The organism is Tumebacillus lipolyticus (assembly GCF_042682745.1).
Classification (GTDB): Bacteria; Bacillota; Bacilli; order Tumebacillales; family Tumebacillaceae; genus Tumebacillus_A; species Tumebacillus_A lipolyticus.
This window is the reverse complement of the sequence record NZ_JBHUIO010000011.1, coordinates 309,962-327,562: the sequence shown is the minus strand read 5'-3', so window position 1 is coordinate 327,562 and position 17,601 is coordinate 309,962. Positions and strand designations below refer to the sequence as shown.

The 17,601-nt window shown below is 57.3% G+C and carries 19 protein-coding genes and 1 riboswitch; of the genes, 12 read left to right on the top strand and 7 right to left on the bottom strand.

From position 1 onward, the window contains the following. Positions 1 to 14: 14 nt before the first annotated feature. The 5 genes from ACFSOY_RS17870 (at position 15) to ACFSOY_RS17850 (ending at position 4,884) form a co-directional block, all read left to right on the top strand. Entirely contained in the window at positions 15 to 1,013 is a 999-nt protein-coding gene (locus ACFSOY_RS17870) for a phosphatase PAP2 family protein (RefSeq protein ID WP_386048974.1), read from the top strand. A 65-nt stretch (positions 1,014 to 1,078) separates the two neighbouring features. Next, positions 1,079 to 1,288 carry a hypothetical protein gene (locus ACFSOY_RS17865; protein WP_386048972.1) on the top strand — a complete coding sequence of 70 codons (210 nt, stop codon included), beginning with the start codon at positions 1,079 to 1,081 and terminating at the stop codon, positions 1,286 to 1,288. A gap of 58 nt (positions 1,289 to 1,346) precedes the next feature. Further along, complete coding sequence (gene cls / locus ACFSOY_RS17860) at positions 1,347 to 2,828, top strand: cardiolipin synthase (RefSeq protein WP_386048971.1); 1,482 nt, start codon at positions 1,347 to 1,349, stop codon at positions 2,826 to 2,828. 102 nt (positions 2,829 to 2,930) lie between these two features. Further along, positions 2,931 to 3,899, top strand: coding sequence for a DUF4397 domain-containing protein (locus tag ACFSOY_RS17855; protein ID WP_386048969.1), 969 nt, complete (start codon positions 2,931 to 2,933; stop codon positions 3,897 to 3,899). 121 nt (positions 3,900 to 4,020) lie between these two features. Next, the gene (locus ACFSOY_RS17850) at positions 4,021 to 4,884 is read left to right on the top strand and encodes an aldo/keto reductase (RefSeq protein ID WP_386048967.1); all 864 of its coding nucleotides are present in this window, start codon (positions 4,021 to 4,023) and stop codon (positions 4,882 to 4,884) included. Between the two features lie 48 nt (positions 4,885 to 4,932). Here the strand turns inward: ACFSOY_RS17850 and ACFSOY_RS17845 are convergent, their stop codons facing one another. Continuing rightward, the gene (locus ACFSOY_RS17845; RefSeq protein WP_386048965.1) at positions 4,933 to 5,382 is read right to left on the bottom strand and encodes a YlbF family regulator; all 450 of its coding nucleotides are present in this window, start codon (positions 5,380 to 5,382) and stop codon (positions 4,933 to 4,935) included. Between the two features lie 88 nt (positions 5,383 to 5,470). Between ACFSOY_RS17845 and ACFSOY_RS17840 the strand changes: the two genes are divergently transcribed. After that, entirely contained in the window at positions 5,471 to 5,722 is a 252-nt protein-coding gene (locus ACFSOY_RS17840) for a hypothetical protein (RefSeq protein ID WP_386048963.1), read from the top strand. 132 nt (positions 5,723 to 5,854) lie between these two features. On the opposite strand, the gene ACFSOY_RS17835 is transcribed toward ACFSOY_RS17840, so the two are convergent. The 3 genes from ACFSOY_RS17835 to ACFSOY_RS17825 are packed head-to-tail and all read right to left on the bottom strand — an operon-like array spanning position 5,855 to position 8,302. Beyond that, positions 5,855 to 7,213, bottom strand: coding sequence for a nucleoside recognition domain-containing protein (locus tag ACFSOY_RS17835; protein WP_386049511.1), 1,359 nt, complete (start codon positions 7,211 to 7,213; stop codon positions 5,855 to 5,857). A 32-nt stretch (positions 7,214 to 7,245) separates the two neighbouring features. Then, positions 7,246 to 8,037: a FeoB small GTPase domain-containing protein gene (locus ACFSOY_RS17830; RefSeq protein WP_386048961.1), complete on the bottom strand. Its 792-nt coding sequence runs from the start codon at positions 8,035 to 8,037 to the stop codon at positions 7,246 to 7,248. A 31-nt stretch (positions 8,038 to 8,068) separates the two neighbouring features. Beyond that, positions 8,069 to 8,302 carry a FeoA family protein gene (locus ACFSOY_RS17825; RefSeq protein ID WP_386048959.1) on the bottom strand — a complete coding sequence of 78 codons (234 nt, stop codon included), beginning with the start codon at positions 8,300 to 8,302 and terminating at the stop codon, positions 8,069 to 8,071. 324 nt (positions 8,303 to 8,626) lie between these two features. Here ACFSOY_RS17825 and ACFSOY_RS17820 point away from each other — a divergent pair, with 324 nt between their 5' ends. Then, positions 8,627 to 9,844, top strand: coding sequence for an MFS transporter (locus ACFSOY_RS17820; RefSeq protein ID WP_386048957.1), 1,218 nt, complete (start codon positions 8,627 to 8,629; stop codon positions 9,842 to 9,844). Positions 9,845 to 9,861: 17 nt separating this feature from the next. Here the strand turns inward: ACFSOY_RS17820 and ACFSOY_RS17815 are convergent, their stop codons facing one another. Then, on the bottom strand, positions 9,862 to 10,164 hold the full coding sequence (locus ACFSOY_RS17815) for a hypothetical protein (protein ID WP_386048955.1): 303 nt from the start codon (positions 10,162 to 10,164) through the stop codon (positions 9,862 to 9,864). Between the two features lie 167 nt (positions 10,165 to 10,331). On the opposite strand from ACFSOY_RS17815, the gene ACFSOY_RS17810 reads away from it, so the two are divergent. From ACFSOY_RS17810 to ACFSOY_RS17795, 4 genes are all read left to right on the top strand, one after another. Further along, positions 10,332 to 10,580 (top strand): glutaredoxin family protein, encoded by a 249-nt coding sequence (locus ACFSOY_RS17810; protein WP_386048953.1) that lies wholly within the window; start codon positions 10,332 to 10,334, stop codon positions 10,578 to 10,580. Positions 10,581 to 10,658: 78 nt separating this feature from the next. Further along, positions 10,659 to 10,761, top strand: a riboswitch (TPP riboswitch). Between the two features lie 81 nt (positions 10,762 to 10,842). Next, complete coding sequence (locus tag ACFSOY_RS17805) at positions 10,843 to 11,424, top strand: ECF transporter S component (RefSeq protein WP_386048951.1); 582 nt, start codon at positions 10,843 to 10,845, stop codon at positions 11,422 to 11,424. Between the two features lies 1 nt (position 11,425). Beyond that, on the top strand, positions 11,426 to 13,123 hold the full coding sequence (locus ACFSOY_RS17800; protein WP_386048949.1) for an ABC transporter ATP-binding protein: 1,698 nt from the start codon (positions 11,426 to 11,428) through the stop codon (positions 13,121 to 13,123). Then, positions 13,116 to 13,862 (top strand): energy-coupling factor transporter transmembrane component T family protein, encoded by a 747-nt coding sequence (locus ACFSOY_RS17795; protein ID WP_386048947.1) that lies wholly within the window; start codon positions 13,116 to 13,118, stop codon positions 13,860 to 13,862. Before ACFSOY_RS17800 ends, ACFSOY_RS17795 begins: the two co-directional genes overlap by 8 nt. 40 nt (positions 13,863 to 13,902) lie before the next feature. Here the strand turns inward: ACFSOY_RS17795 and ACFSOY_RS17790 are convergent, their stop codons facing one another. Together ACFSOY_RS17790 and ACFSOY_RS17785 are read right to left on the bottom strand one after the other, a co-directional pair. Next, the gene (locus ACFSOY_RS17790; RefSeq protein ID WP_386048945.1) at positions 13,903 to 15,186 is read right to left on the bottom strand and encodes an ATP-binding protein; all 1,284 of its coding nucleotides are present in this window, start codon (positions 15,184 to 15,186) and stop codon (positions 13,903 to 13,905) included. A 64-nt stretch (positions 15,187 to 15,250) separates the two neighbouring features. Beyond that, positions 15,251 to 16,519 (bottom strand): ATP-binding protein, encoded by a 1,269-nt coding sequence (locus ACFSOY_RS17785; RefSeq protein WP_386048943.1) that lies wholly within the window; start codon positions 16,517 to 16,519, stop codon positions 15,251 to 15,253. 226 nt (positions 16,520 to 16,745) lie between these two features. Between ACFSOY_RS17785 and ACFSOY_RS17780 the strand changes: the two genes are divergently transcribed. Further along, on the top strand, positions 16,746 to 17,546 hold the full coding sequence (locus tag ACFSOY_RS17780) for an inositol monophosphatase family protein (RefSeq protein WP_386048941.1): 801 nt from the start codon (positions 16,746 to 16,748) through the stop codon (positions 17,544 to 17,546). The last annotated feature ends 55 nt before the right edge of the window (positions 17,547 to 17,601 follow it).

Below are 17,601 nucleotides of genomic sequence, written 5' to 3'. Positions count from 1 at the left end.
AGAGGGGGAACGGGTTGAAACGCATCGTGCGCGGGCTGAAAAAGCTCGAACTATACGAGTTGGTGGGCATCGTGGTCTCCCTGATCGCCCTGTCGCTGTTTTTTGCCTATGGGGATGATGTTGACGCGTTACAAGGGCAGGCGGGCTGGCACTATCAGCCGGTGATCTGGATTTGGAACATCTATTCGGACTTCATTCCCAAGGCGATCTTGGCCGCTTTGCTGTTCTTGGTCAGCTTCGGCTGGTGGAAGCATCGCAGCATCGGCTGGGGACTGATGCAGACGTGGAATGGCGTGCGGATCTTCTTGCCGTTCTGCGTGCTGTTGATCATCTATCGGGCGCTCAACTTTTACATTCCGCTGTTCTCCCCGGTCGATCGAGACGGCTGGCTGATGGCGATCGACAGCTGGATTTTTGGCGAACAACCTGTCCTGTGGATGCAACAGTGGATCCATCCGTTGGCGACCGATTTCTTTAGCTTTGTCTACATGATCTGGTTTCCGATGATCTTTCTCACCCTGTTGCTGATGATGCTCAAGTCGAAAACGGCGGTCACCTCCTACGTGACCAGCGTGCTGTTCTGTTTTTATCTCGGCTATTTCTGTTACACGCTGGTACCGGCTGTCGGGCCGCTCTATGCGCTGCAACATGTGTTTACGGTCGATCTGGGCGGTGGGGCGCTCACGTCGTTGCAAAACTCGGTCGTGATCCAGGAAGACTTGAGCGTCCCGCGGGATGTGTTTCCCTCCTTGCACACCGCGATTTCCTGCGTGATGCTGTTCTATGTCGGGAAGTTCTACCGCAAGCTCCTGTGGGTCTATGCGCCGCTGGTCGTCTCGATCTTGATCTCGACCGTCTATCTGCGCTACCACTATGCGATCGATGTGATCGCTGGCATTCTGCTCGCCAGTGCGATGTGCTATTTCGGAATGAGGTGGAACGGCTGGTGGCGAGCAAGGCGAGAGCGCCAGCGCACAGAGCGGGCAGTCTCTTCACCTGTAAAAATGAGTTGAACACTCCCTTTTGAATGTGTTAAAATTTTGATAAAATTCTGAATGAGGGAACAGGGGGAGAGCTGATGGTAGAGGGGATTGGGGGATCTTCCCACCAACCGGCGATGCAACGGCATCCGGTCAAGTATGTGCAACATGATTATGCCTATCATTCGACGCTGACAAACGGGTCAAAAGTGGTGGTTCACGCGATCAAGGAGACGATCGTCACCGCATCGGTGGCAAAGGATCGGAGCCACTCGGTCGCGGGTCAGAAGATCGACGTCTTCGTGTGAGCGAGCGTTTTGAGCGTTTTGTGCAATTGTTGCACCTCCGAACATGGAGGTGCTTTTTTTGTGCATACTAGAAAGATCGGGAACGACAGGGGTGGTGAGGACAGTCATCTGGATCATCGTGATTATCTGTTTGGGGCTGGTGCAGTTAGGGTTGTTCGGGACGCTCGTCTTTTTAGAAAATCGCAATCCGAGCAAGACGGTCGCCTGGTTGATCGTGCTGATGCTGCTGCCTCTGCTCGGCTTTTTGCTCTACCTCGTGCTGGGAAGCAGCGTGAGAAAGCGAAGATTGTTTAAGCATAAACACCTGGAGGGGGATCGACTGGAGTCGATCGTACAACGCCAACTGCAGCAGTTGAGCGCAGACGAGGTGCTGTTCGGATACGATGTCGAGCAGAAACAACGGCTGGTGCGCCTGCTGCTGAACAACGCGAAGTCTCCGGTGACGAACAACAACAACTTTCAGGTGCTCACAGATGGACAGCAGAAGTTCGATGCGCTGTTTAAGGAGTTGGAAAAGGCGACCGATCACATTCACCTGATGTACTACATCTTCAAGGATGATCAGATCGGAAAAGATACGCAGCAGCTGTTGATGCGCAAACGGGCGGAGGGTGTCGAGGTCAGAGTGATGGTCGACGGGCTCGGTTCGCATGGAACCAAAAGTTCCTTTTTTCAAGAGATGCGGGATGTGGGGATCAAGGTAGCTGTGTTTTTCCCCGTCCGGTTTCCGTTCCTCTCCAATCGGTTAAACTTTCGCAATCACCGCAAGATCGTGGTGGTCGACGGGAAGGTCGGACTGCTCGGCGGCATGAACATCGGGGATGAGTATCTGTCCCGCGATCCGAAGCTGGGATACTGGCGGGACACGCATCTCTTGGTGCGCGGAGACAGCGTGCAGGTGATGCAGCGGACTTTTTTGAACGACTGGTTTTTTGTGACGCGAGAAAAGATCACCGCGGCGAAATATTATCCGCGCGCGGAGCGGGTGGGGAACATGTTGGTGCAGATCGTGCCCAGCGGCCCAGATGCGGAGTTCGAGTCGATTCGCCAGATGTTTTTTGCCGCCTGTGCGACGGCGGAGCGGCGAATCTTTCTGGAGACCGCCTACTTTATTCCGGATGACAGCATCATCATGGCGCTGAAGACGGCTGCGCTCAGCGGTGTCGATGTGCGGCTGATCGTGCAAGGGGTGCCCGAATACAAGCTGACCTATTGGGCTTCACGATCCTACTTCTCCGAAATGTTGGATGCGGGCGTGAAGATCTATCAATACCAAAAGGGAATCATGCACGCCAAAGTGCTGTTGGTCGATGATGAGATCGCCGTGCTCGGATCGGCAAATTTTGATATTCGGAGCTTCCTGCTGAACTTCGAGATCGGCGCATTTTTTTACAGTCGGGAGTTTGCCAGACGGTTGGAGGGTGATTTTGAACAGGATTTGCAGAACAGCTTGCAGGTGGAGCTGGCGAGCTTTCGGAACAGGCCGCTTCCCGAGCGGTTAAAAGAGTCGGGAGCACGGTTGCTCTCTCCGCTGTTGTAGGGGAGTTTTCGCCCATTTTATGAACCAATGCCCAGATCGGTTAATACTTTGGAAGGGAAGTCGGGAAGTACCGATAACGCCCTTTCGAGGAGGTTTGGGGTTTTGAACAGAGAGGAACGGCAATTTGCTCCGTATGAGCCGTTGGCTCGGGAAATTGAGAAGCTGGTCGATCTGGTACAGCAGAGCCAGCAGAATCAGTATGAATTTATGCAGGAAGCGTGCAAGCTGCTTCAGGCACAACAGGAAGATGTCCGCTCGCTGCTCGCGCGTCCCACCACGCAAGAGCAGATGCAGGAGATGCTCGATAAAGCGTTGGAACAGATGAACGCTCAGTTTAAGGGGGAGATCGAGCAGCAGATCCCCCAGAGCGGTGTGATCACCGATGCGGTTCCCATCCCGCTCGATCAGCCGACAGGGCCGAATGCGCCTCCTGCCGAGTTCGCTCCGCCAGAAGCGATCCCTGTCGTCAAGCCTGTCGGTCAGCCCACAGGTGCGCGCGTCCGCTTTTTCCACGCATCGCCAAACACGCCAGGTGTGGACGTTTACATCGATCGGAAAAAGGTGGCGGAAGATATCAGGTTTCAAGGGATCAGCGACTATATCCGCATCGCGCCAGGCCGGCATCGCGTGCAGGTCTTTCCGTATGGCAAGCAGGTGGGGGCGCTGATCGACTCCAATCTGACCGCCGGGCAGGGCCAAACGTATACGCTCGCCATCGCCGGGATGCAAAGGGAGATCCGCCCGCTCGTCTTCCAGGATGAACCGAGCAAGACGAAACCGGGCTTCGCTCGCCTGAAGATCGTGCACCTCTCCCCGAACACCCCAGCGGTCGATATCACCTTGCCGTCGGGCAAAGTGCTGATCAGCCACCTGATCTATAAAGAGAAATCACCCTACTTGCAGGTGACCCCTGGACGGCGCGACCTGCAGCTGCGGCTGGCCGGGAAGAAGGATGTCGTCCTTCGCCTGCCGAAGATGCGCTTCGATGCGGGTGTGACCTATACGCTCTATATTGTCGGCCTAGCCAAAGGCGAGCCGAAGCTTTCCTCCGAATTGATTCCGGAAGTATAGCGCAGGCACATCGAGCTCTTTCCTCACGAAAGGGCTTCTTTTTCTTGGAAAAAAGGGAATCCTGCTGAGGAGAGAGAAATGCTAACTACTGGATGATAGACGGAAAAGGATGTGAGGACGCATGATACAACAACCGTTTGGACGAACTGGCTGGCAGGTCCCGCTGCTCAGCTTCGGCGCACAACGCATCGTCGATGAGCACAATTGCTCCGAGCAGGAGGCGATCCAGATCGTCAACCGGGCGATCGACCGCGGCATCACCTATTTTGACACGGCGCCGAGCTATTCGGACGGCCAGTCCGAAACCCGCCTCGGGCTCGCGCTAAAAGGGCGTCGCGACGAGGTGATGATCGCCACCAAGACGAGCGATCGCACACGGGACGGCTCTTGGCGCCTCCTAGAAGGCAGCTTAAAGCGGTTGCAGACCGATCATGTGGAAGAGTGGCGCCTGCACAACATCAGGACGATCGAAGAGCTGGACGCCTGCTTCGCCCAGGGGGGAGCGCTGCAGGCGCTGCGCGAGGCGCAGGAGCAGGGCATCGTCAAAAAGCTTTCGATCTCTGGGCACACCAACCCTCAGGTGCTGGTGGAAGCGATTCGCCGCTACGAATTTGACAGCGCGTTGGTCGCGCTCTCGGCGCTCGATCATCACATCTACTCGTTCGCCCACGAGTTTGTGCCGCTCGCGCTTGAAAAGGGTATGGCGATCATCGGCATGAAAGTGTTCGCGCTCGGAAAGCTCGGCCCCTGGTATGAGCAAGCGCTTCGCTACACGCTGTCGCTTCCGATCTCGACGTCGATCGTCGGCATGGAGACGATGGAGCAGTTGGAGAAGAACCTCGCGATCGCCGAGAGCTTCCAGCCGATGTCGGAGCTGGAGCGGCTGGAGTTCTGGAAGGAGATCATGCACTTGGCCACCCCGGAGACTCTGCCGTGGAAGGCGGAGGAGTGGGGCGGAGACGCCTGGTACAGACGAGCCCAGTAGCCAAAGAAAAAAGCCAGCAGGTTCTGCTGGCTTTCGCTTTGCACATCATCAGTGGCGTCCACAGCCGCCGGAGGAGCAGTTGCCACAACCGCCGCTCGCCGCACCGCCGGGCTCTTCTCCCTTTTCCAGCGGGAGCATGTTGGCGACAGACGACACGAGCGTGTGCAGGATGCCCTGCACCACATCGTTCAAGTCTTCCTGCGCGGTCTGCAGCTCATCGATCAAGGGGATCTGGGCGATCTGCTGCAGGACGCTGTCGTATTCCTGCTTCGCCTTGATCACCGCCGGGTGTTCAAACCCGTGGCGCAGGGAGAGCTGCGAGTATTGGTTGCGCTTCGCCTTGACGACAAACAACAGCGCTTGCGCATCGCCGTGATGGGTGATCTTCTCCTCCGCTTGCCGAAAGCGCTGCATCTCCTCCGAAGAGATCAGGAGCGCCGCGATCTCGTCCGCCTTGGCCAACACGTCTGCCGATGATGTATGTTGAACAGTTCTCACTGTGACAAAACCTCCTTTGTCATAGCTACATTGTACTCTATAATGTCCATTTCTACATCGGATCGTGCAAAAAAGGGAGGGTCAAATCTTGGAACGCCTGCAAAAAGAACTGCGACAATACGCGGTGGAACTGTCCGAACACTTAGCGTTTGAACACTCGGTCGAGGACTATTGCGACTTCCTCAACAACCTGCTCGCCGCGACCGTTCGCCATCACGGGGAAGCGACGATCGCCCAGATGAGCGAGGAGACGATCATGAAGGTGATCAAATCACAAGTTCGCGAGCTGATCCAGCTCAAGCGCATCCACAAGCTGCTCAAGCGGCGGGAGCGCATCTGATCGCCCGCGCTCAGCACAGTGTCTCGCCCGCGCTCGATGCGGCGAGGTCATCAGCAAAAGCGTGGTCGAGCTGACAGAGGGTGAACCGACGCAAAGAAGACCCTTGCTGATGAAGGGTCTCTTTGCGAGCGGTCACACCCAGCCGAAGAAGCGCACCGTCTGTGCGACGAGGAAGCAGACGCCGAGCGCGATCGACGTCGGCAGCAGGATGGCGACCAGCGTCCATTTGGTGCTCTTCGTCTCTTTGGCGATCGTCCACATCGTCGTGCCGCACGGGTAGTGCAGCAGTGAGAAGAGCATCATGCAAAGTGCGGTCAGCCACGTCCAGCCGTAGGAGAGGAACAGGTTTTTCAGATCGACCATCGAGTCGAGCTCGGTCATCGCGCCTGTCGACAGGTAGCTCATGATCAAGATCGGCAAGACGATCTCGTTGGCCGGCAGTCCGAGGATGAACGCCATCAGGATGTAGCCGTCCAGCCCGATCGATCGTGCGAACGGATCGAGGAACAGGGCGGCATGCTGCAAGATGCTCACATCTCCGATCTGGATGTTGGCGAGAATCCATGTGACCACGCCAGCAGGTGCTGCGACGATCACCGCTCGCTTGAGCACAAAGGCGGTGCGGTCATAGACCGAACGGATCAGCAGGCGGCCAAATTGCGGCTTGCGATAGGGGGGCAACTCCAGGGTGAAATGGGATGGAACCCCTCGCAACATCGTTTTGGACAGCAGCCAGGAGACAGAAAGGGTGGTCACCAGGCCGACCAAGACCAAGCAGACGACGATGGCGGTCGCCGCCAGACTGCCGTAGGCGAGCCCGACCGCCCCGCCCATAAATAAGGTGGCCAGCGTGATCAGCGTCGGGAAGCGCCCGTTGCAGGGCACGAAGTTGTTCGTGATGATCGCGATCATCCGCTCGCGAGGCGACTCGATGATGCGGCATGCGGTCACGCCCGCTGCGTTACATCCGAATCCCATGCTCATCGTCAGCGCCTGTTTGCCGTGCGCGCCCGCCTTCTTGAAAAAGCGATCCAAGTTGAACGCCACGCGCGGCAGATATCCGAAATCTTCGAGGATCGCGAACACGGGGAAGAAGATCGCCATCGGCGGCAACATCACCGAAACCACCCAGGCGGTGCCGCGATACAGCCCTTCGATCAGCACGCCATGCACCCAGGCAGGTGTGCCCAACCAGAGAAAGAAAGAGGTCAGATAGCCTTCGATCCAGAAGAAAAAGTCGGCCAACAGGCCGGATGGGACATTGGCGCCTGCGATCGTGATATAGAAGACGGTGCCGAGCAACAGGAGCATCAGGGGGAACCCGAGCCATCTTGAGGTCAGCACGTTGTCGAGCCGACGGTCGAAGTCGATCTGCTCTTCGTGCATCGGCAGAAGCACCGCGCTTGCGACGATCGATTCTGTGCGCGAATAGATGTCGCTGACCATCTGATCGCGCAGGTGCGCCGTATCCTGTTGCTGCACGTCTTCCATCAGCTTTTTGAGCTGTTGATTTTGTCCAGAGGTCATGAGGGAACCACCACCTTGCCAGTTTGGATGACAGTTGGGCGCTCTTCCGTATACCGCACAAGCGCGGCGAGCACCGAATCATCGCCGTCGATCAGGCGCAGCGCCACCCAGCGCGGACGGAGGACGCCCGCCACCAGCGGTTCGACTTGCGGGAGCAGCGCGGCGACCGTCCGCTCGACCTCTTCCGAATAGGTGAGCGGCTTGGGCGTCGGGTTGACCGCTCCGATCGCCACCTGCAACAGCATCTCTTTCAGTTCGGCAAGCCCAGTTCCGCTGCGAGCTGCGATCGGCATCACCGGCACTCCGAGCTCCGCCTGAAGCTTGTCGATGTCGATGCGGATGCCTTTTCGCTTCGCTTCGTCCATCAGGTTGACAGCCACGACAACGCGATCGGTCACCTCCATCACCTGCAGAGCGAGATTCAAGTTGCGCTCCAAGTTGGTCGCATCGGTGACGACGAGCGTCACGTGCGGATTGCCGAAGCAGACAAAGTCGCGCGCGACCTGTTCGTCTGCCGATTGGGACAGCAGCGAGTAGGTGCCAGGCAGGTCGACGATGGTGAAGGAGCGCTGCTGATGGTGAAAATGGCCGATCGCGCTGCCGACCGTCTTGCCCGCCCAGTTGCCGGTGTGCTGGTTCAATCCGGTCAAGGCGTTAAAGACGGTGCTCTTTCCGGTGTTTGGATTGCCGGCCAGCCCGATGATCAGATCGTCTGGCGTCTGCAGTTGAATGCCGAACCTTTCGATGTGGGCAACGTGCGCCTCACGAGGTGATCCGGTTGATGACATGTTGCATACCCCCTTTTGCCAAACGGATTGTTCAGATGCGCGCGACCGTGACGAGCGACGCTTCCTCCCGGCGCAAGGCGATCACCGCGCCGCGAATGCGATAGGCGACCGGGTCGCCAGCAGGGCTCTTGCGAAGCGCCTCGATCATCGCTTGCGGAACCAGCCCGAGGTCGAGCATGCGCCGTCTCTGCTGACCGGTGGCGAGCAGCGAGATCACCCTTGCCCGCTCTCCGATCGCAAGCTGAGTCAGTGGAATTGTCTCCATGTTCAAACCCTACCTTTCCCGACGTTCATCATCTATGAAGGATAAATGTTTCCTTAGGGAAACATTTTGGCTGAAAAAAAGATGGCACTTTCATTCTATTTCCGAGGAGATAGGTTGGTGACATCAGACTTTTAGATACCCTCAAAAAAGTTTCGTGAGGGAAAACTTTTTTCTTTACCGAAAATTATAATACGAAGATCTTTCTGGTGCAACAGAATAATTTGCAGTTGTGCGAAAGAATTTCTTGATAAGGTTGACAGGTGTGTTATTATATCCCATACTACTATAAGGTTCTGATAATAAATGCAATAGGGGCAACGGTTGATGACAGAATTACAACGCAACTTTTGGCTGATGATGACGGGACGTTCCATCTCCAAACTGGGCGATACGTTTCATTTCTTGGCGCTATCCTTGATGATCTATGCGAAGACAGGATCGGCGCTCAGCGTCGGACAGGTGATGGTCGCCTCCTATTTACCGATGATACTGCTCGGCCCGTTTCTGGGCGTGTGGATCGACCGCTTGGACAAGCGCAAGCTGGCGATCACCTGTGAGCTGATCCGAGCAGGCGTGGTGCTCTCCATCCCGTTTTTGCCGCACGTGTATTGGATCTACACGCTGACTTTTGTGACGGCGATGGTCGGTTTTGTCTCCTCGACCTCGCAGAGCGGGCTGGTGCCGCAGCTGTTCCCGAAAGACCAGCTGCTCGGCTATAACGCAAAGATTCAGACTGCGATGCAGGCGATGGCGATCGCAGGCCCGGTGCTGGCAGGGATCGTCATCGGTCTCTGGTCGTACACCGCCGCATTTATCGTCGATTCGGCAACCTTCCTATACTCGGCGACAACGCTGACCCTGCTGTCCGTCTCGGCCAAGCAACTATCGAAGAACACCGGGGCGAAAAAGGACAGGCAATTCTGGAAAGAGCTAGGCGAAGGGGCGCGCTACATGGTGAGGCTGCCGCGCGTGATGAATGCGACGGCGATCATGTTCACCGCGATGATCACCAGCGGCATGTTCAACGTGTTGCTCGTCGTCTTTTCGAAGGACATCATCAAGGTGAGCGATTTGCAGTTCGGCTGGCTGGAGGCGGGCATCGGAGTCGGGCTGGCAGCCGGAGCGGCCACGCTCAACCTCTGCAAAAAGCTGGATCTGCTGCTGATCGTGCGCGTGGGCATCCTGGTCGACGCGATTTTTATCGCCGTGCTCGGCACGACCAACTCCTTCTACACAGAATGGTTGACGCTGGTGATGATCGGGATGTTCTCCGTCATGGCGATGATCTCGGCGGCGACGATCATCCAGACGGAGGCGGAGCAGGCGTACATGGGGCGCGTGCTCGGGTTTTACAACACCGTTTTCATGGCGGGAACGGTCGGATCGATGGCGCTGGCTGGCGTGGTGGAAACGTGGTTCTCCGTGCGGGACATCTTCATCTATGGCGGGTTGGCCACCGCGTTGGCCACCTTGCTGCTCTCGATGCGTCGCCTGCGCAAAGCGGAGAGCCCAAGCGCTGCGACCAAAGGGGCAGAAGTATGAAAAACGAGCTTTCCCGATCAACGGGAAGGCTCGTTTTCTTGTCGGGCGGGAAAGGTGCACCCCAGCAGGCGGTAGACGCTGTAGATGCCGATGTAGCCCGCGGCGGATAGGAAGATCAGATTGTTGAAGATCTGATGGATGTGCGTGGTGAACTCGGTGTTCATCTGCTTGATCTCCAAAACGCTAAGTCCAGAGGTGATCAAAAAGAGCAGCGCAGCGACGGCAGCCAACAGATCGAACAGCCTGGCGATGCGCGCGTTGCGCAGGGCAAAGAGCACCAGCGGGAGCAGAATGATCCCCGCGATCAGCAATAGACGCATCGGAACGCTCCTTTGATAGATGTACAGCATGCTTGCAGATCGGCTTCAGCAGCGGGCTGATGATCGCGGAAAAAGTTTTGATCATCACAGCTGGACGATCTATTGGTAGCATGAGCAAATGAATGGTAAAGTATCCCTAAGAGAGATCGAAGGAGTCGGAAGATCGAATGAGACAGTTTCGAATTACGCTGTTTACAAAAGAAGGCTGCACGCTGTGCGATAAGGTGAAGCCGATCCTCGCGCGAGTGGGGGCGACCTACCCGCTGCAGGTGGAGGAGTTTGACATCACCTGCGATGAGGCGGTGTATGCAAAATATTGGGATAAAATCCCTGTCCTGCACGTCGACGGGGAGGAGGCGTTCGTCTCGAAGATCGCCGAGCACTGGTTGCGACGCTATCTGGAAGAAAGAAAATAGGAGGAGGAACGAGAATCCAGCTTTACAAGAAGCTCGTCCTTCCACTACAATGGGTGAGGAAGTCAAAACTGAATGAAGCGCAGTTGCTAGGGGTGCCAATGATGGCTGAGAAGCACGAACGTGCTAACCCTTTCACTCGATCCTGGGTAATACCGGCGTGAGGAAGTGACGGCATTGAACGATCGTGTACGCATCTTCTGCCGGTTTTCGGGAGAAGTTTTTTTTATGCGATTGTCGCTTTGTTCGAGGAGGAAAATGGGACATGAAGAATAGTTATGTCGTCAATTTCAGAGAAATCATGATTACGGTCATCCTTGCTGTGCTTTGCGGGTTTATCTACATCGCCTGGGCGCCCCTGTACTACCTGCTGGACGGGGTATTCCCTGGCGGTGGTGAGATCATCTACGGCACCTGGTTCATCGCAGGCCCTTTGGCCGCCTATATTGTCCGAAAGCCGGGCGTGGCGCTGATCGCCGAGATGGCTGCCGCTTCGGGCGAGCTGTTTATGGGCAGCCCGTGGGGCTTGCAAGTCCTGCTCTATGGCTTGGCGCAGGGCGTTGCGACCGAGCTGATCTTCGCGCTGTTCCGCTACCAGAAGTTTAACGTGAGCACGATGCTGCTCGGCGGGGCGGCTGCTGCGGCTGCCAGCCTGCTGTTCGAGGGGCTGACCGGCGGCTTGGCGGAGCTTGCGACCGGGCCGATGATCGCAAAGATTGCGATGCGCACGATCTCCGGCGCGATCCTCGGCGGTCTCTTGGCGAAGATCATCGTCGATCTGCTGGCAAAAACGGGGGTTTTGAACAACTACGCGATCATCCGTCAAAAGATGGAGAACCCCTTCTAACATGTTGAATCTGACAGATAAGACACCCTTTCTCGGCTGTGAGAGGGTGTCTGTACAATTTTTTGACCGCGATACCCCCGCGCTGCAAGATATTTCGATCCGGATTGCTGAAAAAGAGTCGGTGCTGCTGCTCGGGCCGAGCGGCTGTGGCAAAAGCACGCTCGCGCAGGTGCTCTCCGGCATCATCCCCCGCTCGATCGAAGCGTGGATGAAAGGGGAGGTGTACCGCCCCGACCGCGTCGGCGTGATGTTTCAAGACCCTGATGCGCAGTTTTGCATGCTGACCGTCGAGGATGAGATCGCCTTCTCCCTGGAAAATCGGCAAGTTCCGCCTGCGCAGATGCGCGAACAGATCGAGCGGCTGATGCGACAGGTAAGGTTGGATCTGCCGCTCGACAAGCGGATCGCTGAGCTGTCCGGCGGGCTGAAACAGCGATTGGCGCTCGCCTGCCTGTTGGCGCTTGAGCCTGATGTGCTGTTTTTTGACGAGCCGACCGCACAGCTCGACCCGGAAAACACGGGACAGGTGTTGCAGGACATCGCCCGCCTGCGGGGCGAGAAGACGCTCGTGATGATCGAACACAAGCTGGAGAGCGTGATGGAGTGGATCGACCGGGTGTTTCTGTTCGGTCCCGACGGCGCTTTGCAAGGGTCGGGCAAGCCGGAGCAGGTGCTGCGCGATCATCAGGAGGCGATCAAACGCTACGGCATCTGGACGCCGCGGATGTGGCCGGTGACGTGGCGAGAGCTGCTCGACGACCCGCAGCACGAGCTGTCGCAGCGCTTGGAGCGACAGTGGCGAGCGGGGAATCGCGAGGCGGGCGATGTGGAAGGGGCGAGGATACAGGCTGAGCTCTTGGGTGCGGAGCCTGCGACGAAAGCTCCGGTCAGCCCGTCCGATGCGGGCCAGCACAGCGGGCGGGAACCGCTGTTGCAGGTGCGCGATGCAGAGCTGTGCTATCGAAATGGGCAAGCGGTCTGGTCGGATGTGAACGTGAGCGTTCAGCCGGGCGAATGGGTGGCGATCATGGGGCCGAACGGAGCGGGAAAAAGCACGTTTTTGAAGATGGTCGGCGGCCTGTTGCCGGCGAAGAGCGGGCAGGTGCTGCTAAAAGGCATCGAGCTTGGGAAGTACAAATCGGACGCGCTGTATGACTGCATCGGGTTTGTCTTTCAAAATCCGGAGCACCAGTTTATCGCCGACACGGTGTTTGACGAGGTGGCGTTCGGCGGCAGGTTGGCGCGCTGGCCGAAGGAGCGGGTCGAGCGGGAGACGGAGCGACTGCTGGCAGACTTTCACCTGCAAGCGGTGGCGCAAAAGAACCCGTTCACCCTGTCCCAGGGGCAAAAGCGTCGCTTGAGCGTCGCGGGGATGCTGCTGAAGAATCAGGAGCTGCTCTTGCTCGACGAGCCGACATTCGGTCAGGATGCGGCGACGACCCGCGAGCTGGTCGAACGCATCCGCGAGCGAAATGCGGCGGGCACGACGGTGATGATGGCGACACACGATGTCGAACTGGTCGCGAGCACCGCATCGCGGGTGCTCGTGTTCGCAGAGCAGGGGCTGCTCTTCGATGGAACGGCGCACGAGCTGTTCTCGCGTCCCGATCTGCTCAAGCGCGCTTCGCTGACCGAGCCGCTCGCACACGAGTATCAACGCCGCTGCAAGGAGCGGAAGGAGGAGATCGTCTGTGTCTGAAAACGATAGCTTCGTCGGGCGCGTCAATCCTTCGGTCAAGCTGTTCTTGCACCTGATCTGCATGATCTTGATCGTCTTCTCCCGTGATCCGCTGACCACGCTCTACCTGTTGGCGATTCCGGTGCTGATCACGCTGACGATCGCCAAAGTGTCGCTGAAGACGTTTCTCGTCCGCGTCTCCCCCTTCCTGATCATCTTCCTATCGACCACTTGGATGCTCGCCGCCTATGGGGCGGGCGAGACCGTCTGGTGGGAGTGGGGCTGGATTCGCTTTACGGAAGAAGGGTTGCAAAACGGGTTGAACATCGGCCTGCGGATGATGGTGTTCGTCTGCTACGGGTTTCTCTTCACCGCGACCACCGACATCACGCAGTTCATCCTCAGCCTGATGCAACAGTGCAAGCTTCCGCCGAAGCTCGCCTATGCACTGCTGACCGGCTTTCGCTTCTTGCCGTTGTTCAAAGAGGAGTTTGCCCAGATCAAAGCGGCTCACCGCGTGCGCGGCGTCGTGCGCATGCCTGGGTTGCGCGGGAAGGTGCAAGGGTTTCTCCGCTACACGATCCCGCTGTTGGCACAAGGGATTCGCAAGGCGGAACGGGTGGCGGTCGCCCTAGAAGCGCGAGGATTTGACGGGTCGAGGAATCGCACGTTCTATCATCAGGTCGCCCTCGGGCGGCGCGATGCGATCTATCTGGTCGTGCTGCTAGGCGCGAACATCGCGGTGCTCGCCTGGCTCTAAAGCAAACAGATTCTGCCGATGTAAAACGAACGCTCTTCCCTCAATCGGGAAGAGCGTTTTTATCGAGGAGCGGAAAGGTCAGCGTGAAGCGCGTGCCCTTTCCTTTTTCACTTTTTACGCCAACTTGTCCGTTCATCGAATGGATCAGCCGATAGGTGACCATCAGCCCGAGCCCTGTGCCCATCTCTTTGGTCGAGTAGTACGGGTTGCCCAGCCGCGTGAGTTCTGCCGCCGACATGCCGACACCCGTATCGATCACCTCGATCTGTACCGAGTGACCGCGCTTGTGCGCATGGATCTGCAACGTGCCGCCTTGCGTCATCGCCTCGATGCCATTTTTGAACAGGTTCATCAGCGCCTGCGATAGCTTTTCTGGATCGCCTGCGATGATCAGGTCATGCTCGCTCTGATGTTCGACAGTCACGCTGCGCAGGATGGCAAAGGAGGAGATGATGTCTGCCACCGAATGGATGCGCTGACCGACGTCGATCCGCTCCGGCTTGTCGATCTGCGGTTTGGCAAAGGCGAGATAGTTGGAGATGATCAGCTCCGAACGATCCAGCTCGTCGATGCTCAACTGCATAAATTTTTTCTGCTTCTCCGGCGAGATGTGCTGCTCTTGCAACAGCTGCAAAAAGCCGCGCACCACAGTCATCGGGTTGCGAATCTCGTGGGCGATCGCCGCTGCGAGCTCGCCGAGCACGTACAGCTTTTCATTGCGCTGCGCTTCAAGCCGCATCAGCGCCTTCTCGCGGATGTTCTCGATCAGATAGATCCCGATCAAGACGGCAAACAGGTTGCTCAGCGAGAAGAAGCCGAGAAAGGGCAGAATCGGGTTTTGCCAGGCGGTCACGTCCGCCCGATAGAGGATGCTCAAGCTTGTCGGGATCAGCATCAGCATGCAGAGCGACATGGCGAACATCGTTTTGCCCAATCGGGAGAGCTGAAAATAGCGACGCTCGCTGGCGACCGCCACCGCGATGATCGGCGGCAAGTAGAGCATCATCAGCAGAAAGCCGATGCCGAGCGATCCTTGAAAGATTCGATAGCTGAACAGCGACAACAGGACGAACAAGCTGACGCGCCATCCACCGTACAGCGTGCCGAGCAAGAGCGGTACAAGCCTCAGGTCGAGCGAGAAGCCGGGGACCAGCGTGACTGGAAATGTCATGCAGAGCAGCGTGGAGGAGACGGCGAGAAAGCCGATCGCAATCAGGTTGCGCTTGGGCATCTCCGTCTCTTTGTCCCCCCAGAACGTCTGGTAGACGAAGATCGGAAGCAAGATGAAAAGCAGGTTTAGCAAGAGCTCTTGGATGCCGCCCAAAGTTGTTCACCTCTCTTACTGAGGAACAACCTTTCGACAAATGTACCGCATCTCCTGCCTGAAATTAGTCATATTTACGTGGAAGCTTGATTGTGAATCGAGTGCCTTTTCCTTTTTCGCTGTGGACGTCGATGCTGCCGTTCATGCTCTGGATCAGCTGATAGGTGACCATGATGCCCAGCCCAGTGCCGCCCTCTTTGGTCGAGAAAAAGGGGTTGCCGAGCCGCGCAGTCTCTTCGGGCGACATGCCGATGCCAGTGTCGGTGATCTCGATCAGGACGAGGTTGCCTTCGTCGATGGCGGAGATGGTCAGCACGCCGCCAGACTGCATCGCTTCGATCCCGTTTTTCAGCAGGTTCATCAGCACTTGTGACAGCTGTTCAGGATCACCTTCGATCAACAGCCCCGGCCGCGCTTGATGCGCGATCTCCACATTGCGCAGGGTGGCGTAGGAGGAGATGATGCCAGCTGCGTGCTCGACCCGCTCGGCGGCGTCGATCGCTTCGATGCGCTGCGACTGCGGACGGGCAAAGGCGAGATAGTTGGAGATGATCGTCTCGGAGCGATCCAGCTCTTCGATGCCGAGCTTGAGAAACATGCGGCGCTTCTCCTCGGGGATCTGATCAGATTGCAACAACTGCAAAAAGCCGCGCACGACGGTCAGCGGGTTGCGCACCTCGTGGGCGATCGAGGCGGCGAGCTGACCGATGATGCGCAGTTTTTCCGACTGTTGAATCTCAAAGCGCAGGGCAGCTTTGTCGCGCATGTTTTCGATCAGGTAGATCGCAATCCACATCGCGATGCCGTGCAGGATGACGAAGGAAACGATAAACGGCAGGTGCGGATTGCTCAAGGGCGGCCCGTCGATCAGATAGAGCACGACGATGTTGATCAGCAGGGAGGAAAACAGGGCGAGCGCCGAGCCTGCGTACATCTTGCGGCGGCGATCCCATCTGCTGAACTTCGCTTCGAACAGATAGGCGATGCCGATGGCGAGCGGATAGAGCAGAGCGACGACCGAAAAGCCGACGCCACCCAGATACCAGCGATAGAGGTAGACGACGACGATGACGATCAGACTCGCCCGAACGCCCCCGTAGAAGATGCCCATCAACAGGGGGACGAGCCGCAGATCATAGACGTAGCCAGGCAGAAAGAAAACAGGAAAAGCCATGCAGCCAAGCGCCGAAATTGCGGCCAAGATGCTGATGGCGATACGATTGCGGGATGCGATCAACGTGCCGCCCGGTTTGTCGATCCAAAACGTTTGGTACAAAAACAAGGGCACGATGATGATGAGCAGATTGAGCAGGAGATCTTTTACTTCGTTCAACGCGCCTCACCTCAGAAACAGGACGACTTTTTTAAATCGAAGACTAGATGTTCGATATAGTTCATTGTCAAAATTCGACAGAATGCTACAGGAACCCTTCTTTGGAATAATAAAAAATTATCTTCGCGTATTTAAACATAGTGGTGAATGAATATTAGCTAGATTCGATTGGACGATTTGAACGTTGATCGCTAAAATGAGGAGGACTGAGAGAGGAGGCGGGAGCATGCAAGCGATTCTTGCGCAGGCGAAGGAAGTGGCGACCCTGGCGGCGATTGCGGCAGGGAGATTGGCCAAGGAGCGATTTGATGGAGCTTTTTCGATCACCGAGAAGGATGAGCATGGTGATCTTGTCACCGAGGTGGATCGACTGGCAGAAGATGTGATTTTAGCGCGGATACGCGAATCGTTTCCCGACCATCAGATTCGGAGTGAAGAGACGGGGTGGTCGGGTGTCGAAGGCGACTATCTCTGGCTGGTCGATCCGCTGGATGGCACCAACAACTATGCGATCGGCTTGCCGCTGTATGCGGTGGCGATCACCCTCCTCTATAAAAAGGAAGCGGTGCTCGGCGTGATCTACGATTCGGTTCAAGAGAAGCTGTACGTGGCGGAGCGCGGCAAGGGGGCGACCTGCAACGGCCAGCCGCTCCGCATCAAGTCGCAGAAGCGGGGCAAGCTCACGGTGGGCTGGATTCAGGGCCACGGCGTTCAGAAGGAGCAGCGGGCGATGCGACTGAAGCACCACCTCGATCTGGTCAGCAAGCGGGTGCTGCGCGTCTGGGCGCCGACGCTGGTCTGGTGCATGATGGCGCGCGGGGATCTCGACGGTGTTGTGCTGTACAACTCGGAAGGCGATGATCTGTACGCGGGGCTGCTGTTGCTCCAAGAGGCGGGCGGCGCGGTGATCACGTTTGCTGGCGAGCCGTTCGTCGGAATGTCTGCCGAGCCTTATTTGATCGGTTGCCACCCGGAGCGAAAGGAAGAGCTGCTGGCGGTGGTGAAAGCGGGTCTGTCGCCAGAGTGAACGGAGATCAGATCGATCGTCTCGCCAGGGCGAGCAGAATGCTGAATTGGATCGC

Bases quoted from the DNA above. Each gene is read 5' to 3' on its own strand.
- ACFSOY_RS17865 (WP_386048972.1), top strand. From the start codon at position 1,079: ATGGTAGAGGGGATTGGGGGATCTTCCCACCAACCGGCGATGCAACGG.
- ACFSOY_RS17850 (WP_386048967.1), top strand. From the start codon at position 4,021: ATGATACAACAACCGTTTGGACGAACTGGCTGGCAGGTCCCGCTGCTC.
- ACFSOY_RS17835 (WP_386049511.1), bottom strand. From the start codon at position 7,213: ATGGAAGACGTGCAGCAACAGGATACGGCGCACCTGCGCGATCAGATG.
- ACFSOY_RS17830 (WP_386048961.1), bottom strand. From the start codon at position 8,037: ATGTCATCAACCGGATCACCTCGTGAGGCGCACGTTGCCCACATCGAA.
- ACFSOY_RS17825 (WP_386048959.1), bottom strand. From the start codon at position 8,302: ATGGAGACAATTCCACTGACTCAGCTTGCGATCGGAGAGCGGGCAAGG.
- ACFSOY_RS17820 (WP_386048957.1), top strand. From the start codon at position 8,627: ATGACAGAATTACAACGCAACTTTTGGCTGATGATGACGGGACGTTCC.
- ACFSOY_RS17815 (WP_386048955.1), bottom strand. From the start codon at position 10,164: ATGCGTCTATTGCTGATCGCGGGGATCATTCTGCTCCCGCTGGTGCTC.
- ACFSOY_RS17810 (WP_386048953.1), top strand. From the start codon at position 10,332: ATGAGACAGTTTCGAATTACGCTGTTTACAAAAGAAGGCTGCACGCTG.
- ACFSOY_RS17805 (WP_386048951.1), top strand. From the start codon at position 10,843: ATGAAGAATAGTTATGTCGTCAATTTCAGAGAAATCATGATTACGGTC.
- ACFSOY_RS17800 (WP_386048949.1), top strand. From the start codon at position 11,426: ATGTTGAATCTGACAGATAAGACACCCTTTCTCGGCTGTGAGAGGGTG.
- ACFSOY_RS17780 (WP_386048941.1), top strand. From the start codon at position 16,746: ATGCAAGCGATTCTTGCGCAGGCGAAGGAAGTGGCGACCCTGGCGGCG.